Origin of the sequence: Chrysosporum bergii ANA360D, assembly GCF_029891735.1 — a bacterium.
In the GTDB taxonomy this organism is placed as follows: Bacteria; Cyanobacteriota; Cyanobacteriia; order Cyanobacteriales; family Nostocaceae; genus Umezakia; species Umezakia bergii.
Genome location: NZ_JANQDH010000076.1, coordinates 21,932 through 48,029, shown reverse-complemented (window position 1 = coordinate 48,029; position 26,098 = coordinate 21,932). Strand labels below are relative to the sequence as shown.

Annotated in this window: 23 protein-coding genes and 1 pseudogene; 10 read left to right on the top strand and 14 right to left on the bottom strand. The window is 41.5% G+C overall.

Features of this window, described 5'->3' with window-relative positions; translation table 11 throughout:
- Positions 1 to 82 precede the first annotated feature (82 nt).
- The 4 genes from NWP17_RS11360 (at position 83) to NWP17_RS11345 (ending at position 5,023) form a co-directional block, all read left to right on the top strand.
- A complete protein-coding gene (locus NWP17_RS11360; protein ID WP_280655024.1) occupies positions 83 to 1,000 on the top strand; it encodes an NAD(+) kinase in 918 nt (305 codons plus the stop codon).
- A 153-nt stretch (positions 1,001 to 1,153) separates the two neighbouring features.
- Positions 1,154 to 1,846, top strand: a complete 693-nt coding sequence (gene nblR, locus NWP17_RS11355) for a response regulator transcription factor NblR (RefSeq protein ID WP_280655023.1) — start codon at positions 1,154 to 1,156, stop codon at positions 1,844 to 1,846.
- 27 nt (positions 1,847 to 1,873) lie between these two features.
- Entirely contained in the window at positions 1,874 to 2,236 is a 363-nt protein-coding gene (locus tag NWP17_RS11350; protein WP_280655022.1) for a DUF2237 family protein, read from the top strand.
- Between the two features lie 156 nt (positions 2,237 to 2,392).
- Entirely contained in the window at positions 2,393 to 5,023 is a 2,631-nt protein-coding gene (locus tag NWP17_RS11345) for a DNA polymerase III subunit alpha (RefSeq protein WP_280655021.1), read from the top strand.
- 34 nt (positions 5,024 to 5,057) lie between these two features.
- Here the strand turns inward: NWP17_RS11345 and NWP17_RS11340 are convergent, their stop codons facing one another.
- From NWP17_RS11340 to petB, 6 genes are all read right to left on the bottom strand, one after another.
- Entirely contained in the window at positions 5,058 to 6,347 is a 1,290-nt protein-coding gene (locus tag NWP17_RS11340; RefSeq protein ID WP_280655020.1) for a glycosyltransferase, read from the bottom strand.
- A gap of 262 nt (positions 6,348 to 6,609) precedes the next feature.
- Positions 6,610 to 6,987, bottom strand: a complete 378-nt coding sequence (locus NWP17_RS11335; RefSeq protein WP_280655019.1) for a hypothetical protein — start codon at positions 6,985 to 6,987, stop codon at positions 6,610 to 6,612.
- Between the two features lie 107 nt (positions 6,988 to 7,094).
- Positions 7,095 to 8,252 carry a glycosyltransferase family 4 protein gene (locus NWP17_RS11330; protein ID WP_280655018.1) on the bottom strand — a complete coding sequence of 386 codons (1,158 nt, stop codon included), beginning with the start codon at positions 8,250 to 8,252 and terminating at the stop codon, positions 7,095 to 7,097.
- Positions 8,253 to 8,268: 16 nt separating this feature from the next.
- Positions 8,269 to 8,706, bottom strand: a complete 438-nt coding sequence (locus tag NWP17_RS11325; protein WP_280655017.1) for an ATP-binding protein — start codon at positions 8,704 to 8,706, stop codon at positions 8,269 to 8,271.
- A gap of 204 nt (positions 8,707 to 8,910) precedes the next feature.
- On the bottom strand, positions 8,911 to 9,393 hold the full coding sequence (gene petD, locus NWP17_RS11320) for a cytochrome b6-f complex subunit IV (RefSeq protein WP_280655016.1): 483 nt from the start codon (positions 9,391 to 9,393) through the stop codon (positions 8,911 to 8,913).
- A 213-nt stretch (positions 9,394 to 9,606) separates the two neighbouring features.
- Positions 9,607 to 10,254, bottom strand: a complete 648-nt coding sequence (gene petB, locus NWP17_RS11315) for a cytochrome b6 (RefSeq protein ID WP_280655015.1) — start codon at positions 10,252 to 10,254, stop codon at positions 9,607 to 9,609.
- A 377-nt stretch (positions 10,255 to 10,631) separates the two neighbouring features.
- Between petB and ctpA the strand changes: the two genes are divergently transcribed.
- The gene (gene ctpA, locus NWP17_RS11310; RefSeq protein WP_280655081.1) at positions 10,632 to 11,882 is read left to right on the top strand and encodes a carboxyl-terminal processing protease CtpA; all 1,251 of its coding nucleotides are present in this window, start codon (positions 10,632 to 10,634) and stop codon (positions 11,880 to 11,882) included.
- A 41-nt stretch (positions 11,883 to 11,923) separates the two neighbouring features.
- Here ctpA and NWP17_RS11305 read toward each other — a convergent pair whose 3' ends face one another.
- Positions 11,924 to 12,577 carry an MBL fold metallo-hydrolase gene (locus NWP17_RS11305; RefSeq protein ID WP_280655014.1) on the bottom strand — a complete coding sequence of 218 codons (654 nt, stop codon included), beginning with the start codon at positions 12,575 to 12,577 and terminating at the stop codon, positions 11,924 to 11,926.
- A 210-nt stretch (positions 12,578 to 12,787) separates the two neighbouring features.
- On the opposite strand from NWP17_RS11305, the gene NWP17_RS11300 reads away from it, so the two are divergent.
- Positions 12,788 to 14,239: a site-2 protease family protein gene (locus tag NWP17_RS11300; RefSeq protein WP_280655013.1), complete on the top strand. Its 1,452-nt coding sequence runs from the start codon at positions 12,788 to 12,790 to the stop codon at positions 14,237 to 14,239.
- Between the two features lie 175 nt (positions 14,240 to 14,414).
- Here the strand turns inward: NWP17_RS11300 and NWP17_RS11295 are convergent, their stop codons facing one another.
- Both NWP17_RS11295 and NWP17_RS11290 read right to left on the bottom strand, forming a co-directional pair.
- Positions 14,415 to 14,981 (bottom strand): phycobiliprotein lyase, encoded by a 567-nt coding sequence (locus NWP17_RS11295; protein ID WP_280655012.1) that lies wholly within the window; start codon positions 14,979 to 14,981, stop codon positions 14,415 to 14,417.
- 22 nt (positions 14,982 to 15,003) lie between these two features.
- A complete protein-coding gene (locus NWP17_RS11290) occupies positions 15,004 to 15,672 on the bottom strand; it encodes a HEAT repeat domain-containing protein (RefSeq protein WP_280655011.1) in 669 nt (222 codons plus the stop codon).
- Between the two features lie 541 nt (positions 15,673 to 16,213).
- On the opposite strand from NWP17_RS11290, the gene NWP17_RS11285 reads away from it, so the two are divergent.
- The 4 genes from NWP17_RS11285 (at position 16,214) to rppB (ending at position 20,834) form a co-directional block, all read left to right on the top strand.
- Positions 16,214 to 17,323, top strand: coding sequence for a cysteine synthase family protein (locus tag NWP17_RS11285; RefSeq protein ID WP_280655010.1), 1,110 nt, complete (start codon positions 16,214 to 16,216; stop codon positions 17,321 to 17,323).
- Between the two features lie 9 nt (positions 17,324 to 17,332).
- Positions 17,333 to 18,676, top strand: coding sequence for a hypothetical protein (locus NWP17_RS11280; protein WP_280655009.1), 1,344 nt, complete (start codon positions 17,333 to 17,335; stop codon positions 18,674 to 18,676).
- A gap of 105 nt (positions 18,677 to 18,781) precedes the next feature.
- Entirely contained in the window at positions 18,782 to 19,486 is a 705-nt protein-coding gene (gene rppA / locus NWP17_RS11275; protein ID WP_280655008.1) for a two-component system response regulator RppA, read from the top strand.
- Positions 19,473 to 20,834, top strand: coding sequence for a two-component system sensor histidine kinase RppB (gene rppB / locus NWP17_RS11270; protein ID WP_280655007.1), 1,362 nt, complete (start codon positions 19,473 to 19,475; stop codon positions 20,832 to 20,834). The genes rppA and rppB overlap by 14 nt, the downstream gene beginning before the upstream one ends.
- Before the next feature lie 71 nt (positions 20,835 to 20,905).
- Here the strand turns inward: rppB and NWP17_RS11265 are convergent, their stop codons facing one another.
- The 5 genes and pseudogenes from NWP17_RS11265 to NWP17_RS11245 form a co-directional block, all read right to left on the bottom strand.
- The gene (locus NWP17_RS11265; protein WP_280655006.1) at positions 20,906 to 21,346 is read right to left on the bottom strand and encodes a hypothetical protein; all 441 of its coding nucleotides are present in this window, start codon (positions 21,344 to 21,346) and stop codon (positions 20,906 to 20,908) included.
- Positions 21,347 to 21,514: 168 nt separating this feature from the next.
- Positions 21,515 to 23,380 (bottom strand): TolC family protein, encoded by a 1,866-nt coding sequence (locus NWP17_RS11260; protein ID WP_280655005.1) that lies wholly within the window; start codon positions 23,378 to 23,380, stop codon positions 21,515 to 21,517.
- Positions 23,381 to 23,484: 104 nt separating this feature from the next.
- Positions 23,485 to 25,044, bottom strand: coding sequence for a circadian clock protein KaiC (gene kaiC / locus NWP17_RS11255; RefSeq protein WP_280655004.1), 1,560 nt, complete (start codon positions 25,042 to 25,044; stop codon positions 23,485 to 23,487).
- Between the two features lie 181 nt (positions 25,045 to 25,225).
- On the bottom strand, positions 25,226 to 25,540 hold the full coding sequence (kaiB, locus tag NWP17_RS11250; protein ID WP_280655003.1) for a circadian clock protein KaiB: 315 nt from the start codon (positions 25,538 to 25,540) through the stop codon (positions 25,226 to 25,228).
- 15 nt (positions 25,541 to 25,555) lie between these two features.
- Positions 25,556 to 25,870, bottom strand: a pseudogene (locus NWP17_RS11245) (circadian clock protein KaiA); the annotation flags it as partial.
- Positions 25,871 to 26,098 lie beyond the last annotated feature (228 nt).

The window sequence follows — 26,098 nt, the reverse complement described above, 5'->3', positions numbered from 1 at the left end:
CAAAAGAGTATATGACTAGTTTCTCCAAAATATGTCAGGATCACATAAGTAGTAAGCATCGCTAAAACTTGGATATTTAAGTGTGCCGAAAGCAGGCATTATTTACAACGACGTTAAACCGATAGCGGCTCGCATCGCCATCGAACTAAAAGACAAGCTAACCGCAGCCGGTTGGAATGTAATTGTCACCACTAGTATCGGTGGCATATTGGGCTACTCTAACCCAGAAAGTCCTGTATGCCACACCCCAATTGAAGGACTAACTCCCCCTGGTTTTGACTCAGAAATGCAGTTTGCCGTGGTTTTGGGGGGAGATGGTACGGTTTTGGCAGCGTCTCGTCAAGTGGCTCCTGCTGGTATTCCACTGTTAACGGTGAATACTGGTCACATGGGTTTTTTGACGGAAACATATGTCAATCGACTACCCCAAGCAATAGAACAAGCCATGGCGGGTGAGTATGAAATTGAAGAACAGTCCATGCTCACTGTTAAGGTGTTTCGTCAACAAACTGTACTTTGGGAAGCTCTGTGCTTAAATGAAATGGTGTTACATAGAGAACCATTAACGTCTATGTGCCATTTTGAAATTGCTGTGGGGCGACACGCACCAGTAGATATTGCTGCCGATGGGGTGATAGTTTCTACCCCCACAGGTTCAACTGCTTATTCGTTGAGCGCTGGTGGTCCGGTGATCACTCCTGGTGTACCTGTGTTGCAGTTAGTACCTATTTGCCCCCACTCCCTAGCCTCTAGGGCTTTGGTATTTCCAGATACGGAAACGGTGAATATTTACCCGGTCAATATTCCTCGCTTGGTGATGGTGGTAGATGGTAATGGCGGATGTTATGTTTTTCCAGAAGATCGGGTACATTTGGAGCGATCGCCCTACAGTATCCGATTTATTCGCCTACAACGGCGGGAATTTTTCCGGATTTTGCGAGAAAAACTTGGTTGGGGTTTACCACATGCGGCTAAACCTACATCAGTTGAGTTACCCTAGTAACCACCCAAAGAGAAGGAATAGCATTTCTTAAACAGGTGAGATACAAATGTAAATGATCGTCTTGTAACGCAAGTCCTGCTTGCTCATGATGTACCTCACTTGGGCAAAATTCGCTATCGGTGCAAAATTAATGCAAAATTCCCTTTAATCATGACCACAATAGCTCAAAGTCGTCCCTGTGTTTTGGTGATTGAAACCGACGAAAGTCTGGCAAATCAGCTTTGCTTTGATTTGCGAGAAGCGGGTTATGAAGCAATTTTAGCTCACGACACCGCAAGCGGTTTACAATATTGCCGCCATCGCCAACCTGCTTTGATTGTTATAGACCGGATGCTCTCAGGAGAATCTGGTCTATCATTATGTAAGAATATTAGAAGTGCTGGGATGTGCGCCCCTGTTTTGGTACTCATGGCCAGAGATACAGTGGATGACCGGGTAGCTTGTTTAGAAGCCGGGGCTGATGATTACGTCCTCAAGCCTTATCGCTCAGAAGATTTTTTAAAGTTGATTCGCCTTTATTTAAAACCTGATGTTGAGAGTACAGAAGAGTTACGTTTTGGGGATCTGGTTTTAGATACGGCCACTCGTCGCGTTATACAAAACGGACGCTCAATTGAATTAACCATGAAGGAATTTGAACTGTTAAGGTACTTAATGGAACACCCCCGCGAAGTTTTAACGAGGGAACAAATTTTGGAAAATGTCTGGGGTTACGATTTTATGGGGGAATCTAATGTAATAGAAGTTTACATCCGCTATTTACGCCTAAAAATCGAAAATGAAAATCACAAACGTCTCATTCAAACAGTGCGAGGAGTGGGATATGTGTTACGAGAATCTTAACTTGATGGCAAGAATTAGGAATTGACTATGGTAGAAGCAAAAAATGTACTAGGAACAGAATTAGAAAGTTGTTGCACATCTCCCATGACTGGCTATTATCGGGACGGGTTTTGTTATACCGGGGGTCAGGATTTTGGTATGCACGTTGTTTGCGCCCAAGTAACAACAGAATTTCTAGAGTTTACTAAGTTGCAGGGTAATGACCTGAGTACACCTGTTCCCCAATTTAATTTCCCTGGACTGCGACCTGGCGATCGCTGGTGTTTATGTGCTGCTCGTTGGCAAGAGGCGTTAAATGCTGGTGTTGCTCCCCCAGTTGTGCTTTCGGCTACCCATGCTAGAGCCTTAGAAGTATGTTCCCTGGGAGATTTGCAAAAACACGCTTTATGATATGGCGAATTTTCCTCAAATGAGGTACATGATTAACCAGCAGGATGCTTGTGTTACAAGACGATATTAACAAGCAGGATGCTTGTGTTACAAGACGATATTAACAAGCAGGATGCTTGTGTTACAAGACGATCATTTACATTTGTATATCACTATATGTCTTTTGTGCCATTACATATTCACAGTGACTACAGTTTACTTGATGGAGCTAGCCAGCTACCGGAATTAATAGATCAGGCGATCGCATTAGACATGAAAGCCATCGCCCTCACTGATCATGGTGTCATGTATGGTGCTATAGAATTAATTAAAATCTGCCGAGGTAAAAGTATTAAGCCAATTATCGGCAACGAAATGTATATTATTAATGGCGACATTGAAAAACAAGAACGTCGCCCGAAATATCATCAAGTTGTTTTAGCTAAAAATACCCAAGGTTACAAAAATTTAGTTAAACTTACCACTATTTCCCACCTGCAAGGAGTGCAAGGTAAAGGAATTTTTGCCCGTCCTTGTATTAACAAAGACTTACTTAAACAATACAGTGAAGGCTTAATTGTCACCAGTGCTTGTTTAGGTGGAGAAATACCCCAAGCCATTCTCAGTAGTAGACCAGATGCAGCCCGTAAAGTTGCCAAGTGGTATAAACAAGTATTTGGTGATGATTATTATTTAGAAATTCAAGACCACGGTTCGCCAGAAGACCGCATTGTTAATGTGGAAATTATCAAAATTGCCAGGGAATTAGAAATTAAATTTGTGGCTACTAATGATTCCCATTTTATATCTTGTTTTGATGTGGAAGCACACGACGCTTTGTTATGTATTCAAACTGGCCAGCTAATTAGTGAAGATAAAAGAATGCGTTATAGCGGCACAGAATATCTTAAATCCGCCGCAGAAATGAAGCAACTATTCCGGGATCATTTACCAGATGATGTCATTGCTGAAGCCATAGCCACCACTGAAGAAGTGGCGGATAAAGTGGGATTATATGATATTATGGGGGATCCTAAAATCCCCACACCCGCCATTCCTTCTGGTCACACCGCTGATACTTACGCGGAAGAAGTAGCTTGGCAAGGACTTTTAGAAAGGTTAAATCGCAAATCCCGTCATGAGGTTGATCCAGTCTATAAGGAAAGATTGGAATATGAATTAAAAATGTTACAAAAGATGGGTTTTTCTACCTATTTTTTAGTGGTTTGGGATTATATCAAATTTGCTAGAGATAATAACATCCCCGTGGGTCCTGGTCGTGGTTCTGCTGCTGGTTCTTTGGTGGCTTACGCCATGCGAATTACCAACATTGACCCGGTACATCATGGGTTACTATTTGAGCGATTCTTAAACCCAGAACGTAAATCTATGCCTGATATTGATACAGATTTCTGTATTGAAAAGCGGGATAAAGTAATTGAATATGTAACAGAAAAATACGGTAAAGATAGAGTTGCTCAAATTATTACTTTTAACCGCTTAACTTCCAAAGCAGTTTTAAAAGATGTAGCCAGAGTATTAAATATTCCCTATGGGGAAGCGGATAAAATGGCTAAATTAATTCCTGTAGTGCGCGGTAAACCCACTAAATTGAAAGTGATGATTTCCGATGCAACCCCAGCACCAGAATTTAAAGAAAAATATGATCATGACCCCAAGGTTCGCCACTGGGTTGATATGGCCATGCGAATTGAAGGAACTAACAAAACTTTTGGTGTTCATGCAGCAGGTGTAGTGATTTCGGCTGAACCTTTAGATGAAATTGTACCCCTTCAAAAGAATAATGACGGCTCTGTGATTACCCAGTATTTTATGGAAGATTTGGAATCAATGGGTTTGTTAAAAATGGATTTTTTAGGTTTACGTAATCTGACCCTGATTCAAAAAACCATTGATTTAATTGCACAAAACCGTGGCTTTCAAATTGACCCAGATGAGATCACAGGTCAGGAAAGAAAAGCCCAGAAAATTTTGGCTAAAGGGGAACATACCACATTACCCCAAGATGTGAGAAAATCCTATGAACTGTTAGAAGCTGGGGAATTAGAGGGAATATTTCAATTAGAATCTTCCGGGATGCGTCAGATAGTCCGAGATTTAAAGCCTTCTAATATTGAAGATATTTCTTCTATTTTGGCACTATACCGACCTGGACCCCTAGATGCGGGACTCATTCCTAAGTTTATTAACCGTAAACATGGAAAAGAAACAATAGAATATCAAAGCGCCATACTGGAACCGGTACTGAATGAAACCTATGGAATTATGGTTTATCAAGAGCAAATCATGAAAATTGCTCAAGATATGGCTGGATATTCCCTAGGACAAGCGGACTTGCTGCGCCGGGCGATGGGTAAAAAGAAAGTGGCTGAAATGCAAAAGCAGCGAGAAAAATTTGTAGATGGTGCGGCTAAGAATGGGGTTAAAAAACAAGTAGCAGAAGAGTTATTCGAGCAAATGTTAAAATTTGCTGAATATTGTTTAAGTGCTGATACTGAGATTTTAACAGTAGAATATGGCTTGATACCCATTGGGGAGATTGTAGAAAAAGCCATTGAGTGTCATGTGTACAGCGTTGATAGTCATGGTAACATTTACACTCAACCCATAGCACAATGGCATAATCGCGGTGAACAAGATGTATTTGAATATACTTTAGAAGATGGTTCAATTATTCGAGCAACAAAAGACCATAAATTTATGACTACTGACGGAGAGATGTTACCAATTGATGAAATTTTTGCTCGCCAATTGGATTTAATGTCTATAACTCTGGCGGGTTCGTAGTCAGGAATTTAGTCTGACCTACCATACTAATATGCTAACTTTTGGGTATTTTTTCTACCAATACTGGTTTCCTTGTAGATACTACCTGCTCAATAATATCTGCTGCTTTGGTCACTCCTCCAGATTGCTTAATTGCTTGTTGTAATCTCAAAGCGTTTTTTTGATAAGAATCTTGTGTTAAAACTTTTTGGATAGCAGTTCGTAATCTAGTCACATTTACCCGTCTCAGGGAGACAACTTCACCACATCCCGCCCAAGCTATACGCGCCGCTACACCAGGCTGATCATTAGTAATGGGGATAGCAACCATTGGGACTGCATTGCTCAAAGATTCCAAGGTGGTATTCATTCCTGCATGGGTAATTGTCAGAGAGGCTTGTTGCAGTAATTCCAGTTGGGGTGCATAACCAACTACTAAGGGGTTTCCTGGTAAACCTTGCAAAACCTCTGGATTAGCAGAACCACCAAGAGAAATTACCAGTTGAGCATCCAAACCATGACAGGCTTCGGCAATATGCTGAAAAATTGATAATAAGCGATTTTGTATTGTTCCCAGGGAAGCATAAATTAACGGCTTCTCGCTTAGTTTTTCAAATGGAAAAGGAATTGATTGGCGAGTTTGTGGGTTGTGGTATGGTCCTGTGAAATGAAAGGAAGCGGGTAAATGCTTCCTGGGAAATTCCAACTCTTGAGGTTGTTGGCTGATCTGAGCTAGTTGAGAGTAGTAATCGTTGGAATTAAAGTGTGGTGGTAAGTTCCACTCTTGGCGATACTGATTGATTAATTCCCTGATTGGTCGCCTGATACGGTTTAGTAAGGTATAACCTGCTAGGTAGCGTACCTGTGCCCAAACACTAGTACTGTAATTCCAAGAAGTGTTAAAAGGCGGAACGCTGATATCCTCGTTAATCATCATGGCATTGCAGACGCTAACAAAGGGAATATCTAGTAATTCGGCAATACTTCCTCCTTCTGGTGAAACTTGATCTACTAGTAGTGCTTCCACACCAACTTTTTTGATGGCTGTAGGGGCTTGGCGGAGGAATATGTCTGCTCTTTTCTGTATGAAATTGATGGTATACTGCAATGCAGCGTATCCACTGAGTTTTCCTAGCTGGGTAAATAATTCAGCCATTGCTCCAGCAGGAAACTCAGACTGGCCAATGGCTGTGAATTCTAATCCTGCTGTTAGTGTTTTGGGTTGAGCATCAAGTATGCCAAATAATGTGACGCGATGACCACGAGATTTCAGTTCATAGCCTAGGGTGGTCATGGGGTAAAGGTGACCAGATGCGGCAGGACATATCAATCCAAAATGAGTCATGATCCCTGTGTCTGATAATTTAAAATGATATCTACCATAAAACAGGGATAGTTGTTATTAAGTTTGATTTCAAAAGTTTTTAATTCTGTTTAAAAGTTCTGACATGGCTGGGAGTGTATGATATCATGATGGGATTATATAGTATTTCTGAAACACGTAAGATACAAATGTAAAAATCTTGTAACGCGAGCATCCTGTTTGCTTTACACCCTAATGATGTACATCAGTTGGGGAAAATTCACTATAGTAACAGCTTACTGTGTTACTTGGAATCTTCCAGAGATTTGGCTGTTATTTCAATTGCTTGAATGTCAATTGTTCCTTCTGGTGTGAAGCGCTGAAAATGGCCTTGTTGGACTGATAATTGCTCTCCACAATTAGGACATTGTAACTGAGTATTATTTAACCCTGTAAATTGGTAATTACACACAGGACACTGGTCAGTGACTAAATTACGTTGTAGCCACCAGCGAAAACCCAAGAAGGCAACAACGGGTGTTAATAGGAACAAGCCAAAGATAATTAATAAGGAATTCACCAACCAGCCCAAGCCTAATGATGCTAACAACCAGAAAACTGCTAACAGAGTCAGCCAAGGGCGGAGATTTTCAAGACTAAATTGTAAAGATTTAAAGCTCATGGTTTCAAATATTGTCTTGCTCTATTTCTAAGATAGCGATTTTTCCGGAGAGTTAAAAGCCGTCAAGTCAACTACCAAAGGTCAAGAAATATTAATTAGGTCTGAAACTATGGGCTTATGACCGGGGATAAAACCAGTTGTTGTAAACGCTGTTGAAAGGGATATAGGCCAAATAAAGCGATCGCCTGTTCTCGTAACCATTCTCCATTACAGCGCTGATCGTTTCCTTGTAAAATTTCTATACAAGCTGTTGCCACTGCTGCTGAGTCACGATGGGGTACTCGCCATCCGAGTTTACCATCTTGTAAGGGGTCAGCAGAGCCATCATCATCACCAGATAACACTGGTACACCGCAGGTCATAGCTTCTAAATAAACAATACCAAAGCCTTCTTGAGAGGGCATAATATAAGCATCAGCGAGGCGATAGTGTGGTATTAACTGTTCTGTGGGTACAAAACCGGCAAAAACTACGCGATCGCTCACGCCTAAACTTTCTGCTAGCTGGGCTAGTCGTGGTTGGTCATCACCGCGACCAACAATTAAATATTTTACTTCTGGGAAAACCGCGGCGATGTGGGGTAGTGCGCGGATAGTTACATCTACACCTTTGTAAATGTCTCCTGACCATAGTCGCGCCACAGTCATTAACACTTTAGCACCACTTAAGCCATATTTTTCTAATAATTCTGGCTGTTTAGCACCAGGTGTAAATTTATTCCCATCTATAGCACAAGGTAGCATCTTGATTTTGGTCGGGTCTAGATTATTAGTAGCACAAGCGCGATCGCGGCTGTAGCGGCTAATTGTCCAAATAGCATTTGCTGATGCTAAAGCTTTTTTTTCACTGTTGTTTAGTGGTTCCCAAACTTCTTTACCGTAGGTGAGGACTGTGTAGGGAATACCCAAGGGTTGACAAATAGTTTTAATCAATACAGCTAAATTAATATGACCACAAAAAACCTGCTGGGGGCGTTTTTGCCACAGACACATCACCAGAGCAAGTATCATTTTTAGCCTTCCCATTTTGGGCGACTTATTTTTAAAGTAATGAAATTTTAAATTATCGTATTCCCAAAGATTTGACTGGTCAAGGCCATCGCGCAACAAAAAAACTTCCGCTCTACAACCAGCACTCAATCCCCCATAAGCACGGATAATATCTTGGACATAGGATTGAATCCCACCTTCGCGAGCAAAAATTTCCAAGAACACGAACACATGATCAGTTTGGTTGTTAGTTTTATGTTTTGGTTTTTTCTCCACTTCTACTCATCAGCAACTAAATGGGATTGTTATATTTAACCATCAGTAAACAATTTTTACCATCTGCACTGCGTTCATAAACAACATGGTCAGCCAAGCGTCGCAGTAGAAACCATCCATATCCCCCCACTTGCAGAGTACCGGGCTGTGGCTCTGAGATAGCATCAGGATTGAAAGGTTGTCCCTGATCCCAAATTCTGATTTCTAGTCTGTCAATCCACAGACTGACTTCAATTTCTATGGTGGTTTCTGGTGGTAAGGTACTATGGGCGTGACGAACTGCGTTGGTAAAACCCTCTGCTAATGCTAGGTGGAGGCGATAAAGTTGGTGTTTAGACCAGCCAAATTGAGCCAAATATTTAAGATAGAATTGCTCAAACCATTGTTGTACGTAGTTGAGGCGCTCTAGTTCGCTCTTCACCGTCAGATGGTCTTGCTCCAATATACTAAGCATTGACCTTGACCGAAATATACAATTTGTCAATAATTTCTGTACTAGTTGTACTAGATGCTCACCAAAATTGACACCTGTAGGTATCAAAATTACATCTGCCAAAAGGAATACTAGCCTTCCCAGTATACTTTACTGTTGATTGCTGCGGCAATTTGGGGAGATGCTCTTGAAACTACAGGTGTCAAAGGCTATTTGCTGCTTAGTTTAGAATAATCCCAATGTGAAAGATTTATCTAATGGTAAAGCAGCACCAATACCTAACCACAGGGTAACAAGAGTTCCAAATAGGAACACTGTAGTTGCCACTGGGCGACGGAAGGGATTTTGGAATTTGTTGACGTTTTCCAGGAAAGGAACCAGGATTAGTCCCAGGGGTACAGAAGCCATTGCTAACACTCCCAAAAGTTTGTTAGGAAGCGATCGCAAAATTTGGAATACAGGATACAAATACCACTCTGGTAAAATTTCCAAAGGTGTAGCAAAAGGATTTGCTGGTTCACCTACCATTGCCGGGTCTAGCACAGCTAGAGCCACAACACAAGCGAATGAACCCATGATCACAATTGGAAACACATACAGTAGGTCATTAGGCCAAGCGGGTTCACCATAGTAGTTGTGACCCATGCCTTTAGCCAGTTTAGCTCTTAACTGAGGATCACTCAGATCGGGTTTTTTTTGGGTTGCCATGTTTAAATACGCTCTCCTGCTCAAATTCAGTTAAAGCATTTGTCAAAGCCGTCAGATGTAGGCTGTCTACAGCTTTTAGCTTCCAATACAAATCTCTGTTCTTATTGTCGCTTATGAGTTATTAATTGTTGATTTCTCATCAGTTTAAAACAAATATTTGCATTTGGAAACTAAAAGCCCTTGCCTTTTTCCAGTTTGGCTTAGTTGTTCAGATTACAAAGGACCAGAAATACCTTGTTTGCGGATCATCAAGAAGTGGAACAACATGAACACCGCGATTAACCAAGGCAGTATGAAGGTGTGAGCGCTGTAGTAGCGAGTCAATGTTGCTTGACCGACACTAGAACCACCGCGTAACATATCAGAAATAAAAACACCCACTACTGGAATTGCTTCTGGTACGCCGCTAACGATTTTTACAGCCCAGTAACCCACTTGATCCCAAGGTAGGGAATAGCCTGTCACACCAAAAGAAACGGTGATTACAGCTAGGATTACACCACTGACCCAGGTCAATTCCCGGGGCTTTTTGAAGCCACCTGTCAGGTACACCCGGAAGGTGTGCAGAATCATCATTAACACCATCATGCTGGCAGACCAGCGATGAATAGAGCGAATCAGCCAGCCAAAGTTGACTTCATTCATGATGTACTCTACTGAAGAGTAAGCTTCAGCCACTGTTGGCTTGTAGTAAAAGGTCATAGCAAATCCAGTGGCGAACTGGATCAGAAAGCAAGTGAGGGTAATACCGCCCAAGCAGTAAAAGATATTTACATGGGGGGGGACATACTTGCTGGTTACGTCCTCCGCGAGCGCCTCTATTTCTAGGCGTTCTTCAAACCAGTCGTAAACGTTGGCCATACAATCTCAACTTCCTAAAATTGGTTGCGGTTGATCAATCTCCCAATTAAAAATTTTGGGATTTTCTCAAAGGGTTTTTGTTCCTTTGGCTTTGAGTTACCAGAGTGATGAGAATTTTCATTTTCTTAACACTCTGTAAATATGGAATATATTGCCTTCTCTTGGCAACCCAGCACCAAAAATGCTAGTTACCAAGTAGATTTTATCGTTTGTTGAGTGGAATGCGCCTCATCAGTTTGTCAACAACTTGATGAGAGAAACGCATCACTTCTATAAAAAAAGTAACATAGTTGAGATATAGTTTTCATCAACAAAAAGGTAAATAGGCATTTTTGGGCAGCATTTTTCAGCAATTTGGCACTATGTGGAATTTAGAGATGGTTTTCATGCAGAAACAAATTCTTAAGCTAGGATTTTCCTTAATAATGGCGTTTTGGTTAGCCATAGGCGCTTTCATTCCTTCAGCAGCAGCTTTAACAGGGGAGCAAAGACTCGTTTCCGAAGTTTGGCGCATTGTCAATCGCGCTTATCTGGATGAGACATTTAATCATCAAAATTGGTCGCAAGCGAGGAAAAAAGCCCTGGAGAAGCCGCTAAAAAACCGTGAAGCAGCTTATGCAGCCATTGAAAAAATGCTCAACACTCTGGGTGATCCTTTCACACGGTTTCTAGACCCCCAGCAGTACCGCAGCTTGCAGGTCAATACTTCTGGGGAGTTAACTGGGGTAGGCTTACAAATTGCTCTCAATCCAGAAACAGGAAAGCTAGAAGTAGTCAGCCCCATCATAGATTCCCCAGCTGATATGGCTGGGATTAAACCTCGCGATCGCATTCTCAAAATTGAAGGACTTTCCACAAAAAATTTGACTCTTGACCAAGCAGCAGCTAAGATGCGCGGACCTATTGGTAGTTCGGTCACACTGTTGATTGAACGGGATGGAGTAGGCAAAAAAGAAGTGACAATAGTGCGCGATCGCATTACTCTTAATCCCGTGGTGGCTGACCTGCGTTTTTCTCCCCAAGGTATGCCCATTGGCTATCTGCGCTTGACTCAGTTCAACGCCAATGCCGACACGGAATTAGCACACGCTATTTCTAGTCTGGAGAAAAAAGGGGCTGCTGCTTATATTTTAGACTTAAGAAACAATCCTGGTGGGCTATTGCAGTCAGGAATTGAAATTGCCCGTTTGTGGTTAAATTCTGGTACTATAGTTTACACAGTAAATCGCCAGGGTATTCAGGGCAGCTTTGAATCATCTGGACCTGCTTTGACAGATGATCCTTTAGTGATCTTAGTCAATCAAGGAACCGCCAGCGCCAGTGAAATTCTCGCCGGAGCGCTGCAAGACAACCATCGTGCTACTTTAGTGGGAGAAACCACCTTTGGTAAAGGTTTAATTCAGTCTTTGTTTGAATTATCTGACGGTTCCGGCTTGGCGGTGACAATTGCTAAGTATGAAACCCCATCACATCGGGATATTAATAAATTGGGAATTAAGCCAGATGTGGTAATTTCCCAAGAATCAATTACCCGCACACAAATTGCCACAGAGGCTGATTTGCAATATCAAGCCGCAGTGGAGCTAATAAAAACCAATTCAGTGTTGGCGGAAGTGGGTTCTAAGTAATGGTAAATGGGTAGAGGATAAATTTCTACCCAGTTAACTTTTCACTCAGCACTCGCCAAACGCTGATAGGCATTGTCTATTACACCTTTACCCCGGAGAAAGCCTGTGTTAGCACCGGGACAAATATACTGGAGTGTTTCTGGTTGGAAACGTTGTAGTAATAACTGAAGACTTTTAATTTGTCTACCCCAGTGAAAGGTTTTAGCTGTCCGAAAAAGTACTGGTTCGCCGCTTTGGTTGGGGAGTAAATGGCGGCCGGAAAATAAGACCCCCCCTAAATCACTGTAGTACAGGCAGGATGAACCAGGAGAATGTCCGGGTGTCCAAATTACCCCAGATGTGGAATTGATGGTCAATTCTTGGGTAAAAGTGGTGAGGGTTAATCCCGGTAATAAATAAGCTTCTTGTTCTTGAATTAGAACTTCACAGCTAAAGGTTTCCTGAATGTTGGCTGTTTTACCAATGGCACCTCGATGAGTGATAAATAACCAACGTACCCCTCCGTGCGATCGCAAAAAATCTTGATTTGTTGGGTCGTCGGCAGGACAATCTATGAGAATGTTGCCTTCTTTTCCTACAATAAGATAAGAGGTTCCCCCTAATGTGTCCCGATTTGGTGGAAAGGCAAAGACGGTATCTAACACCGGACGTGGTTGTTTAGCTGTTTTACTTGGCTGTTGAGGTAGGGGACACATGAACAAAAACCGAAACTCTTGTACTGAGCGTAGTCGAAGTAGAAGGGTGGTAAGAACTGGGTTACAGAGTGTAACTGCTTAAGAATTTAAACTTAAGAGGTCATCAGTTCTGTTAACTATTATGAAGTCGGGGTTTGGAGTTTGTCTAGCAGTGTGGTTTGTGGTACCGACACTGTAGTTAGATATTTTGGCAAAATTACTAAAAAGCAAATGACATTTTGGTTTCTCCTCCTACTGGGACTAGCTACTTATCTTATAGTGCAGCGCAGCGTCGCTAATATCACCCAAACACCGATTTGGTTGCTGTGGCTGGTATTAATGACTCCAGCTTTGATATTGACCGGATGGACGTTGATGTACGGAACAAAACAACCCCCGCCATCGTCTTTGATCATTTGGCCATCAATTATCTGCCTTCTGTTATACTGGCTGTTGTTTCAATTGGGTCGGAGAACACCAGGAGATACACAAACCCAGCCCCAGGCTACCCATACTACCGCAGAACCATCACCAGTGCGTCCCATAGAACCAATGGAAGAAACCCAACTAAGAAATTGTTTTCCCTGGTCTGTGTACTATATCCACAACATTGAGTACAGACCCCAGGCTGTAATCTGTCGCGGTCAGATCAGAACAACACCCACTCAAGCTTATCAGCAGATTAAGGCAAATATTGAAGCAGAATTTGGCGATCGCTTTTTGCTGATTTTTCAAGAAGGTTTCAACGGTAAACCTTTCTTTGTACTTGTCCCCAATACCCAAGCTGCTAAAAATACCAATCCAGAACAGATCACGCGTCCAGGATTAGCTTTATTGTTAGTATTGGCTACTTTAGTAACTACTACTTTGGTGGGAGCGAACATTGCCGGTGCTGATGCTAAACTATTGGCATCTGATCCTAGTGTTTGGTATCAAGGATTGCCCTATGCTTTGGGGCTAATGACTATTTTAGGCATCCACGAACTAGGTCACTATCTGACAGCCCGACACTACAAAATCCGGGCTACTCTGCCTTACTTTATTCCTCTACCCCTCTTTTTAGGGACTTTTGGCGCATTTATTCAAATGCGTAGTCCAGTTCCTCACCGCAAGGCTTTATTTGATGTCAGCATTGCTGGACCACTGGCAGGTTTTGTGATTACTTTACCTATACTCATCTGGGGTTTAGTTCATTCGGAGGTGGTTCCCGTTACTGACACAACCGGACCTTTAAACCCCGCGGCTTTAAATCCCAAATCTTCAATTTTATTGGCATTGCTTTCTAAGTTAGCATTAGGCAGCAATTTAACAGCAACATCAGCTATTAATCTTCACCCTCTAGCCATAGCTGGGTTTCTGGGAATCATTGTTACAGCTTTGAATCTAATGCCTGTGGGACAACTAGATGGGGGTCACATTGTCCATGCCATGTTTGGACAAAAAACCGCAATAATCATTGGTCAAGTTTCCCGCTTTTTACTGTTGCTACTTTCTTTAGTGCAGCCAGGGTTTTTGTTATGGTCAATTGTTTTATTATTTATCCCCTTGATTGATGAACCAGCCTTGAATGATGTCACAGACCTAGATAATGGACGTGACATTTTGGGATTGATGGCAATGACTTTGTTGATCATGATTATCTTGCCACTACCCCAGGCGATCGCCAACCTCTTACAAATATAAACTACATCCTTTCCTATCAGGGTGGGGTTTTTCACCCCCCCACCAACAATTATTAGTTAGGTCCGGCGAAATCAAAGGTTATTGTATCTGAGAAGTTAAAAGGTGCAGGGAATAAGACTTGAGAAATCCTCAAAATCCTGTTCCCTACCCTTACAAATAACTTTTTCAGCCAACCCTAACTAGATTTTGAATTAGCATTCTCTGTTGGTTTCCCATCTGGTGAAGTGACACCCAGGCGTATTTCCGACGTGAAGGAAGCCATACTAAAGCCGCCAAAACGCTTCAGGATACTGACCCGCATCCGTAAGTTGGGACTAGCAAACCACAAGCGCTCTTCACTAGACATGGTTTCGTATTCTGTAAATAGGGACAAAGCGCCATCATTACTCATTTTGTAACTGCCAGCAACAGGAGTTTTCTCCGCATAACCCATTTCCCGCAGTAACTTTCCTTCCTGGGGATTCATTGCATCCGGTACGGCAACTAACACAGTAGAGCCAGTGTGTTTTTCTTCGTCCCATTCCATTGTCCCATTCCAGGTGACTCTAGCACCGGAAGAAGCAGCACTGGGAGGAATATTGTATTGTTGACAAAGTTTGATGACCTCTGGATGGTCTGCTGCTAGACTCTCAATCACCAGGTTTGACTTGCCATCTTCAGATTGTTTAAAAGCCAAATGGTGGCTGGTACGATGGGAAAACCATTTACCAGCACTTAACTCAAAAAATTCTTCAATATTCATAAAGTGTTAAACATCCTAGTTTTCATTTTTCTTCCAGCCTTTTGAGAGAAATCCTCGCCGCTTCGGCAACATTGGCATGGTGATCTTTTTCTAAGTATTTTAGAGCCGAAACACTCTTATTGGTGGGAAGATTTCCCAAAGCTTCTGCCAGGCGTTGGCGCACTAACCAATCATCAGACTGGGCAAAGCGGAGAATACTATCTACAGAATCAATATCTTGTATTTCCCCTAGTGCAGAAATGGCTGCTTCTTGCAAAACTGTTTCGCTGCTATCCAATGCCTGAATTAAAACATCACGGGCGCGTGGGTCTTTAATATTACCCAGTGATACGGCAGCACTAAAGCGTACTAACCAATCAGTATCTTCATAAAATGCCCGTGACAGCGCCTCAAAGGCTCTAGCATCGCCTAAATATCCCAAAGCTCCAGCAGCATCGGCACGAATGCCGTAATCTGAGTCACTTTCCAAAATTCTCACCAAAATGTCATAAGATTCTGTTGTTGCCTTCACTCCCAGGGCAAATATTGCCATTGAGCGCAGTTGCAGCGATTCATCATTCAATACCTTTTTAATTAAAGGAACAGCCTCTTCTGGGGATATATCACGCAAACTGGCAAGAGCCACCATGCGATCGCGTAAATTGGGACTTTCTAATTGAGCCGAGATTGTTTGTAAAGATAGAGAATTCATGTAATTCTTAAGATATGTTACCAACTTGAAATCACTATATCATATATAAAAAAACACATCAAGTTACACGTAAACTCATTAATCCGTATTTTTACATTACACTACCATTAGCAAAGTACAATTAAATACAAAAATGCCACAAATCATATTTATGGATGATTCAAAAACACAATCAAGAAAATACATGATTATACGTAGCGAATTTTGCCAAAGTGAGGTACATCATTAGCAAACAGGATGCTCGCACTACAAGACGATCATTTACATTTGTATTTTACGTGTTTAAGGAATGCTATATTCCACATTCCGAGTATGTATCAAATATTTTTTTTTAGCGAAAGTCTAGGGAATAGGCTTTCATTTTTACCTTTGAGTATATCCACAGCTTTATCTTTGCTATTGTAATTCATTAGACTGGGAAAAGCTATAATTTTTGAAAAATATGCAAAATAAATTTTAAAAATTCATCTTAATTTCATTTTTAGACTTCAACATAAAACATAGATTGACTCTTCGTTTTTTTTGTTTTCACAAGGTTAATATGAAACAACTGACAAAATATTCACCCTTAGAATCACCCTTAGAGAATATTTTTCCCGGTGCAAATCATAGTCAATGGCAAAAAACTACTGCTGCTGATGTTACCGAGGCGATAGGAAATGTACCAATTGTCAAACTCAAAAATATTTCCCCTGTATGTCGTGTCTCGGAATGCTTATTAAAGCTGGAAAGTTGTAATCCCGGTGGTTCTATTAAAGAGAAAAATGCAGTTTACCTGGTGACACGGGCGGAGGAGGAAGGGTTACTTGTACCTGGTGGTACGATTATAGAGTCAAGCTCAGGAAATTTTGGCGTTGGGCTGGCGATGGTGGGAGCTGTTCGAGGTTATCGAGTAATGATTGTTGTTGATGCTAAAACTCCGCCACCGTTTAGACGAATGCTGAAAGCTTATGGTGCTGAACTGGTGGATGTACCACTACATGAGGCTGATGAGTCAGGTTCTATGCAAAAGGCACGAATGAAAAAAGCCCAGGAATTGGCAGCAATTATACCTCATGCGTGGTATCCTTGTCAACACCTTAATCCTTTGAATACGGAAGCACATTCACATTATACGGCTCGCGAGATTGCAGCCCATTTTGGTTCTGATCTTGATGCTGTGGTGGTTGGTGTGAGCACTGCCGGACAGATAATGGGGATAGCTCGTTATTTGCGTTCGCAATTCCCCAAAATACCCATTGTTGGTGTTGATGTGCTGGGTTCAGTAATTATGGGAAAACCAGCCAAACCATACACAATGACGGGTATCGGCTTATCTTTCTTTCCTCCAAATTTGGATTTGTCACTGCTTGATAGGGCTTATGTTGTTCCCGAAGATTTAGCTTACTCAGTTTGTCACATTCTGGCGCGTCGTGAGGGTTTGCTTCTAGGTGCATCCACAGGAGCGATTGTAGCAGGTGGGTTACATCTGGCACGTGAACTGGGGGCAGGTGCGCGGATTTTAATGATTAATCCCGATAGAGGGGATAGATACCTTGAGACAGTGTATGATTCCGACTGGCTTGAGCGTCATGGATTTACCCTCAAGCAAGGGGAACATCTTGATAATGCTATTAGTTCCCTAACTCCAGTGTATTTTGAGCAGTGCTAAAAGAATATCATGAACACCTCACCCCAGCAACAACAGGAAGGCCGTAAAATAAATTCCGGGCGATCGCTTCTCACGCTACTCACACAGTTTATTCCACTTTCCCTGTCTGATGTAGCAATGACTCTGGGAGATCCACTTCAAACATCAGCACTCAGTCGCTTAACCTTTCCCGAAGGAACATTAGCCGGAGTCGGGGTCGTCAAAGGGGTAGCGGTATTTCTGGAAAGCCCCATCATCATGATTCTTCATGCTTCCACAGCACTGGGAGCGCAAGCCAAATCTCGCCGCGCACTTTGGCAGTTTACACTCACAGCTGGACTCACTCTCAGCGCTGTCTTTCTTTTACTCACTTGGGAACCTTTATATGACTGGCTACTACTCAATGTCTTTGGCGTAAGCTCATCAATTGCTGCACGAGGGAGAACTACTTTTTTATTAATGTTTCTCTGGCCCTTCGTCATTGCTTGGCGGCGATTTTTTCAAGGTTTACTCATCCGCGCTAAAAAAAGTATAGCTGTAGGTTGGGCAAGTGTAGCACGATTGATTTGGGTATTTATGGCGTTGACTGTGGGAGTAAGCTTGAGGTTAGATGGCGCATTTTTAGCAGGTATCACCATGATGGGGGCAATACTCATTGAGGCGGTACTAGTGACATGGTTGTGTTTGCGTCTTAGGGCAATTTCTATTCTTGACCAACAAGTACATTCACTAACTCAGAAATTACCTCAAACCTTTGCCGGAGTAACCTTTTACTATCTTCCTTTAGCCTCAACCATGCTTTTAGTTTGGGGTGCAAGAGCTATACTTTTAAGTCTGATTGCTCGTTCGTTGGATGGTAGTATTGCCCTGGCTGTATGGCCTGCGGCTTGGGGGTTAATGCTTTCAATTGCCAATGGTACACGCATGATTCAACAAGTGGTAATTTCTGCTTATGAAGAAACCAAGAAGCGAACACTTATTATTTTTGTGATGATTGTCGGGTTAAGTTTTACTTTGATACCGTTTTTTCTGGGGTTTACAAATCAAGGATTATTTTTACTGCGTCAGTTTTTGGGAAATAATTCCTTGCTTGTAGAAGCATCTCGTCCAGTTATACAAATACTCTCATGCTTTCCTCTACTCGTAGCTTTGCAAAATACTTGTCAAGGCTTACTTATTCACAAAGGTAATAACTGGTTCATCAATATAGCAACAGTAGTTGCTGCAAGTTTTACATTATTCGTATGTGCCAGTCTGATTTTTACCAAACATGGCGGAGCGACTTCCGCAGCTTGTGGAATGATTGCGGGTGTGATTAGTGAAATCATCGTGCTAGGTTTCGCATTAAAACGCTGTTCATACCCACGTTTGTAGTCAGTACTTTAGTCCTTATTAAGAACTTCACAAATTAATTGTAGCCTTAACTGAACTATAAAAAATTTAATAAAAGTTATTAGTAGATCAGAAGAGATTAATTTTATGCGAGTGTTATTAGTGGAAGATGAACCAGATTTAGGTACTGCTATTAAGCGAACTCTTGCCCAACATAAATATTTGGTTGATTGGGTAATGAATGGTGATGAGGCATGGGCATATTTAGAAAATAGTTGGACTCAGTACACATTATGTATTTTTGATTGGATGATACCCGGTATTTCCGGTTTAGAATTATGCAAAAAATTGCGTTATCGGCGTAATCCCCTGCCTGTGTTAATGCTGACAGCTAAAGACAGTATGGCAGATAAAGTTACTGGATTAGATGCGGGTGCTGATGATTATTTAGTCAAACCTTTTGGGATGGCAGAATTATTAGCAAGACTGCGGGCTTTACAAAGGCGATCGCCTCAATTTCAGCCCCAGGAATTAACTGTAGGAAATCTCACCTTAGATTATGGTAAGAGTAAAGTATTCAGTAGAAATCCGGCAGGAAATCAACAGGAAATTACCTTAACTAAGAAGGAGTTTCAACTACTAGAATATTTCATGAAACACCAAAATCACATAGTCACTTCTGAACAACTCCGCTATCAACTTTGGGAAGTAAATTCCGAACCTATAAGTAATGTGGTTGCAGCACAAGTGAGGTTACTACGTCGTAAGTTGGCTAATAGTGGCTGTGAACATATGATTGAAACATTACATGGTATGGGGTATAGGTTAAATCTCACTGATGAAGCAAAATAGATTATTTCAGCGCACCCGTTTACGTTTGGCGGTGTGGTATGCCCTAGTTATGGCTCTGATTTTAAGTTTATGTGGAATTGGTATTTATAAAGCTGTTTCTCACGCTCATTGGATGACATTAGACCAGGAAATAGAATCAGTAGCCGGATCGCTACATGATAGTATTGAATTAAAGTTACAACAACCCGGTCAATTAGAACCAGTCATCTATGGACTTTTACCCAAAATTTGCATAGTAAGAAAGAGTTGTCTTTCTGAACCAATAACTTACCATCGTCACACCCTCAGCGTTATTCACAAAGAGCATTATTATGTGCGTTTTTATGATACTTCTGGAAGTTTATTTGCCATAGCCGGAGCTTATCCAGAAGGAATATCCTCAAAATTTAATCCTGAATTATGGCAAACTCTTAAAGATAGTCAAGGGAAGATTTATCACCAAATTTCTAGGACATTGCATACCCAAGATAATCAAGATTGGGGTTATCTTCAAGTCGGGCGGAGTATTGAAGATTTCCGTAACTATTTAGATGCGGTTAAATTCATTTTAGCCTTTGGTTCGCCAATTGTGATTAGTGTAGTTGGTTTTACTAGTTGGTGGTTAGCAGGTTTAGCAATGCAACCAATTTATAAATCATACAGACAAATTCAGCAATTTACAGCCGATGCAGCCCATGAGTTACGCACACCTTTAGCAGCAACTCAAGCAACTGTAGAATCAGCACTTTTGATATCACAATTGGATGAATTAGAAGCGCGAGAAGTTTTACAAACTATCCAACGTCAAAATCAACGCCTAACTAATCTTGTGGCTGATTTATTATTACTGTCTCGCTTAGACCGTCAACCTGTGCCAATCAGTTATGATATTTGTTGTTTAAATGATATTATTAGTGACTTAATAGAGGAGTTTGCAGCATTAGCAATTTCAACAAATATCACCCTAAAATCTCAGATTCTGGTGTCCACTCCTGTCAATATTATCGCTAATCAAGACCAGCTTTATCGTTTGATTTCTAATTTAATTATCAATGCTATTCAATACACACCATCTGGTGGTGAAGTAACAGTTAGTTTAGAGCGTAGTGAACACTATGCCGTAATGCAAATTGAAGATACAGGTATTGGTATTCCTCAGTCAGAATTGTCGCGGATTTTTGATCGCTTTTATCGAGTGAATAGCGATCGCGCTCGTAGCACTGGCGGTTCTGGATTAGGACTAGCGATCGTTCAGGCAATTGTGCAAGCACACTACGGTAGTATAAATCTACAGAGTAAATTAGGTAAAGGTAGTATTTTTACTATTAAGTTACCTCACAAGTTAGCAATGCATTCATCGAGTCTCTGAATCAACATTATCCAATTAAATAATTTACACTTGCATGAAAATCTAAGGTCGATTTTTTTTCAGTTTTACTGTCAGATTCTTTTCTTCCTCCTTCTATGTTTTTTAATAGTTATTTTTGATTTTTTACGCTTGTTATAGCAGAAATAAACCACAACGAGAACCGAGGAAAGAACATACACAACAAAATCATAATATCCTGCCGGAATGGACAAAAGTCTCATCCAAATACTAATATTATCAGAATAGGCATCCTCCTCAAAGAAAAGTAGGGATTGCTCAGGGTTGCTTGTTGCGTATCCTGGAGGTAAAGAATCTGTAACTACATCTTTTTCCTTCCAGGGAAGTTGATTAGGGGGTTGAGTTACATGATGAAAACTGCCAAAGCCCCGATTATCAATTGTATAATCGCTTTTGTCATGAGTTACAACTAATGCAGGAGAATGGGCAGAGCCGATTAGTAAACCACTAGTCAAAACAGCACACAGAACCCAGGATAAAAAAATCTGTCTCACTGTTGAATACCTTTACTATAAAACTGTGTAAAACTTAAAGCCCAATCACTGGCAATCATACCAAATAAGTGTACAGCAAACAGCAGCTTCTGTCAATTTGATCAATTTAAAGCCCCACAGATAAATCTGGGGGCTGGCAACCAAGATATAATGAGTTGTTGGGAAAATTTACTTAACTAATGCCCTAGAAGTGATAGCCCGTTGTAACTGAGCCAAAGCGCGATTGTATTCTAATATAGCTGTAACTCGATTACCTTCGGCTCTGGTTAAGTCATTCTCGGAGTTAATCACATCAGTTTGAGTACCTACACCGGCTTGGAATCGCAAGCGAGCTAAACGCAGAGCTTCCCTAGCCTGTTCTAAAGCGGTATTGGCAGTTTGGACATTTTCCAAATTAGCCTTCTGGATGGCAAAAGCCTGTTCTACCTGAAAGCGAATTTGGTTGCGCTGTTCAGTAAATTGCGTTTCTGCGATGGCTACATTAGTTTTTGCTTGGGCAGCGCTGGCTTTGGCGGCTCCACCATCGTACAAGTTCAAAGTAGCCCGGACTCCCACGGAGTAGCCATCAGTGACACTCACAGTGTCGTCAAATTGATCTAGCAGGTTGTAACTAGCAATCAAACTCACTTGAGGTCCAAGAGCAGACAGTGCTTGTCGGCGCTGCTGTTCACTAATGTTACGTCTTGCCAATTGCTGTTGTAGTTCCGGGCGATTTTGGAACGCTAAAATAATGCTACTCTCTAGGTCTTCCTCCCATAAACCGGCTAACTGCACAGGGTCGGCTGCGGTAATATTTACCGATTGTGGTAAATTTAACCGGGTCGATAAAGTGCGACGGGCGATTTCTTGTCGAGAGAGAGCATTTGTCAGTTCTTGCTGAGAATTAGCCAAGTTAACTTGGGATTGCAGGACATCAAATCGCGTACCAACTCCCGCCCTTTCTAAAGCTTCAGCATCTCGTAAACTAGCCCGGGCATTTTCCACAGCAGATCGGGCAATGCGTACTCGTTCGTCTGCTTGTTGCAAGTCATAGTATTCTGTGGACACATTGAGGCGAATTTGCTCAGATTGTGCTTCCACTGCTAACTCATTAAACCGTACCTCTTCCTCTGCCTGTCTTATGGTAGATTGTCGTCTGCCAGAGGTGAACAGTTCATATGTTAGTTGAGCTTGACCTGTAAAGGCTGTTGTGGGTTCTGCAACTGGTGCTGATGAACCAAATTGTCGTTCTAGCTGTAGCTGTTCTGCGGCAGATCGGCTGCGAGTAAGATCAGCAGTTAGACCAACATTAGGCAACAAAGCGGCTTGAGCCTGACGCAGGGCCGCTTGAGAGCGTTCTAGCTCCAGTAAAGACACCTGCAACTCACGATTGTTCCGCTTTGCTAGTTCTAACGCCTGTTCTAGTGTAATCGGCTGATTGCCTTTTACTGTCACTTCCTCTGGTTTGGTAGGAAATTGCAGAGGATTAGCACTGGGAATTAGGTAATCTGGAATTTCCACAGTTGGTGGTGGTGTGGGAATTTGACCAGTGCTAGCAGGTACAACATACTGGGTTTCAACTGGCAAAGTAGTTGAATCTCCACCCATCTTTCCCAAAGCCGAGGTTGTGCGGAAGGTAAAAGTGTCCACACCAGTTTTTTTCAATTCTGGATGGGAACTAGCAATGAGACTTGGTGTTTGAGGCTGCTGTGGGGCAGAATTTAACCAATGTCTGAAACTGGAAAATTTACCTTCATTGGGTATAACAGTACTTCTTGTCAAGATAACTGGGTTACTCTTACTAAATGAAGACTGTAAATCAAATGTAGTTAAACCAGATTGGGGTAATATATCTGGAAAAATTTGTGTCTTAGTATTAGGCAGTTGACTATAAATATTGTCTGTAACCCAGGTTCGACCATCGGTGTAAGTCAAGACACTAGGAGAAGACGCAAGTGTTACGCCACTTACCGTTTGAGCCAATCCAGGCTGGCTCGTTAATACTGCTGCTGTGACACTAGGTAGTAAACTATAGAATAAGTATTGTCCTTTCACCGCATCTCCTCACACAAAAATCAATAATAGCGGCAGAAAACCTGTCTTATTCACAGAATATAGCACGAGCATCAATTTAAAATGAATATACCATGACACTCAATCTAAGAATCAGAACTTGATTTTTTGTCAAAACGTTGAACTATGCGAGAGAGTTCCGCTTTTTCATCGACGTTAACCCGAGTAGGGGAACCACTAATAATTCCTTCGTAGTGACGGAAGGAATCTTTAATTTCTGGACCATCAGCTGTAATGTTATACTCACGGATACCTTTGTCATGCCATGAACCACGCATTTTAAATACATTGATTGCCCGTGACATTTCGCCGCGAATTTCTACATACTGTAACATTAAAATAGTATCAGTAATTGTGGAAATATGGGAGTCAGTAATGGAGTGTGATCCCATAAATTGGTCAGTTGTATTGGTGAAAAAACCGGTTATTTCTTCTTGTTTGGCATAACCAGTAACACCGATGACAAATTGGCGGAAGGCATTATTGCTCACACCTCTGGCTAATGCTGAAAGGGAGTCAATGGCAATGCGGGCTGGCTTAAAGATGGCAATTTCTGATTTAATAATTTGTAAGTGGTCTTCTAAACCTGTTGATTCAGGATAAGTACAAATTATTTTCAATAGCCCTTGACGTTCTAAGTCCTCAAAATCAATTCCCCAAGAATAGGCATTGCGAGACAGTTGAGCCCGGGATTCCTCATAGGCAAATAATATTGCTTGTTCACCATTTATGCACCCGTCTTGCAAAAATTTACTGACTAGTAAAGTTTTACCAGTGCCGGTGGCTCCTGTTGCCAAAATAATAGAATCTTTAAAGAAACCACCCCCGCACATTTCATCGAGGGTTTTGACTCCAGATGATACTCTGACATTGGAGGAGCGTTGGGTTAAGCGCATTGCTCCCAAGGGGAAAATGTTGACTCCTTCATTGGTGATTGTGAAAGGATACTCCCCTTTCATGTGAGTTGTACCACGCAGTTTCAGAATTTCAATTGTGCGCCGGCGACGTTCTCCTTCTAAAACATTACGGACAATTACCACATTATCAGAAACAAATTCCTCCACTCCAAAGGAAGCAACAGCCCCGTATTCTTCGCTGCGTTCAGTGGTAATGATAGTTGTGACGTGCAGGTGCTTGAGACGGGCGACAAGGCGGAAAATCTCTCGCCGGACTACCCCCATGGCTTCATACTGCTGAAAAACTGCGGTAATTGAATCAATGGATACTCTTTGGGCTTTATATTTACGAATGGCATATTGCAAACGTTCAATCAAGGCCGACAAATCAAAGTTACCAACAATATCTTGACCTTCCGGATCTGGTGAAGCATCAAGAATGAATAATTTTCCTTCCTCAATTAGGTTTTGTAAATTCCAGCCAAAAATTTGGGCATTTTTAATAATGTCGCTGGGGGATTCTTCAAAGGTAACAAATACACCTGCTTCATCAAAGCGGGTGATCCCGTTATAGATAAATTGCAGTGATAATAAGGTTTTGCCAGTGCCAGATGTACCACTCAGTAATGTAGTTCTGCCAATGGGCAAACCTCCGTGGCTAATGTCATCAAAGCCTTCTATCATCGTGCGAATTTTTTCTACCCCAGTAATTAGGGTGTTGTTTGGTGCTGCTTGGTCTTTTTCGCTCATTGCTTGTTAACAAATGGGTGTTGAACCCTGTTTTTAGATGAATAAACTAAAATTGGTAGTTTGTTATAGCATTTCTTAAACACGTGAGATACAAATGTAAATGATCGTCTTGTAATGCGAGCATCCTATTTGCTGCTTAATACATCTTGCCTGCTATGGATGTACATCACTAAGGATTTTTTTATTCTTCCCAATATTCCTCACTCAGTTCTTCATACAGTAAGTCTAATCCAATTAAAACTCTTTCTCTGTCTGATAGATCACCAATTATTTTGCGTACTGGTGGAGGCAAAATTTTAGATAATGTTGGTGTCGCTAAGATTTTATCTTCTTCGGCTAACTGTGGATTTTTCAGCACGTCAATGACTTTCAAAGCATAAACCCCTTGAAATTCCTGTTCTAAAATATTTTTAAGTGTTTTTAATGCTCTTACGGAATTAGGTGTATTTCCGGCTACATATAGCTTGAGGACATAAGTTTTTCTGGATTGAGTCATTATTATGAACTTCGTTTATTTATGAATTGAACACCTATAGAGTTCACACAAGTGGGCTAGGATATCTATGAGTGCTAGGCGGTAATCAAGCAATGCTTCATCACTCCTACCTTCTAATCTTAGTTGTATGGAAAAGTCTTCGATGAGTTCCATGTGAAATTCTATAATTTGTGGCACAGGAATATTAGCATAAAATAGGGCGTTGATAAATTTATCAATTTCATCTTTCAGAGTTTTGTCTGCTGTAAAGTAATTTATAAGAATCCGCCGATAATCTGCTTTAAGCTTTTGTAACAATGCCTGCCGATCAACTTGAGTCATCTGCTGAAAGAACTGCTTTGGTGGTTGGGGTACTCATGGAAATACAGAAAAATATTGACTAATGAAATTTTTATTAAGATATTGTTGCCACTACTTCAGTAGGTAGTAAATTTTAGCAATGATGGTAGCGGTCAATCTTCAGCTTAATTAATCGGTGGTGTAATGAGGGTAACACCGTACCCGCCTGATCAATCTCAGATTGGTGGCTAGTGAGCCGGAGGATCTTAATTGCAACAG

Bases quoted from the DNA above. Each gene is read 5' to 3' on its own strand.
- nblR (WP_280655023.1), top strand. From the start codon at position 1,154: ATGACCACAATAGCTCAAAGTCGTCCCTGTGTTTTGGTGATTGAAACC.
- NWP17_RS11350 (WP_280655022.1), top strand. From the start codon at position 1,874: ATGGTAGAAGCAAAAAATGTACTAGGAACAGAATTAGAAAGTTGTTGC.
- NWP17_RS11345 (WP_280655021.1), top strand. From the start codon at position 2,393: ATGTCTTTTGTGCCATTACATATTCACAGTGACTACAGTTTACTTGAT.
- NWP17_RS11340 (WP_280655020.1), bottom strand. From the start codon at position 6,347: ATGACTCATTTTGGATTGATATGTCCTGCCGCATCTGGTCACCTTTAC.
- NWP17_RS11335 (WP_280655019.1), bottom strand. From the start codon at position 6,987: ATGAGCTTTAAATCTTTACAATTTAGTCTTGAAAATCTCCGCCCTTGG.
- NWP17_RS11325 (WP_280655017.1), bottom strand. From the start codon at position 8,706: ATGCTTAGTATATTGGAGCAAGACCATCTGACGGTGAAGAGCGAACTA.
- petD (WP_280655016.1), bottom strand. From the start codon at position 9,393: ATGGCAACCCAAAAAAAACCCGATCTGAGTGATCCTCAGTTAAGAGCT.
- petB (WP_280655015.1), bottom strand. From the start codon at position 10,254: ATGGCCAACGTTTACGACTGGTTTGAAGAACGCCTAGAAATAGAGGCG.
- ctpA (WP_280655081.1), top strand. From the start codon at position 10,632: ATGGTTTTCATGCAGAAACAAATTCTTAAGCTAGGATTTTCCTTAATA.
- NWP17_RS11305 (WP_280655014.1), bottom strand. From the start codon at position 12,577: ATGTGTCCCCTACCTCAACAGCCAAGTAAAACAGCTAAACAACCACGT.
- NWP17_RS11300 (WP_280655013.1), top strand. From the start codon at position 12,788: ATGACATTTTGGTTTCTCCTCCTACTGGGACTAGCTACTTATCTTATA.
- NWP17_RS11295 (WP_280655012.1), bottom strand. From the start codon at position 14,981: ATGAATATTGAAGAATTTTTTGAGTTAAGTGCTGGTAAATGGTTTTCC.
- NWP17_RS11290 (WP_280655011.1), bottom strand. From the start codon at position 15,672: ATGAATTCTCTATCTTTACAAACAATCTCGGCTCAATTAGAAAGTCCC.
- NWP17_RS11285 (WP_280655010.1), top strand. From the start codon at position 16,214: ATGAAACAACTGACAAAATATTCACCCTTAGAATCACCCTTAGAGAAT.
- NWP17_RS11280 (WP_280655009.1), top strand. From the start codon at position 17,333: ATGAACACCTCACCCCAGCAACAACAGGAAGGCCGTAAAATAAATTCC.
- rppA (WP_280655008.1), top strand. From the start codon at position 18,782: ATGCGAGTGTTATTAGTGGAAGATGAACCAGATTTAGGTACTGCTATT.
- rppB (WP_280655007.1), top strand. From the start codon at position 19,473: ATGAAGCAAAATAGATTATTTCAGCGCACCCGTTTACGTTTGGCGGTG.
- kaiC (WP_280655004.1), bottom strand. From the start codon at position 25,044: ATGAGCGAAAAAGACCAAGCAGCACCAAACAACACCCTAATTACTGGG.
- kaiB (WP_280655003.1), bottom strand. From the start codon at position 25,540: ATGACTCAATCCAGAAAAACTTATGTCCTCAAGCTATATGTAGCCGGA.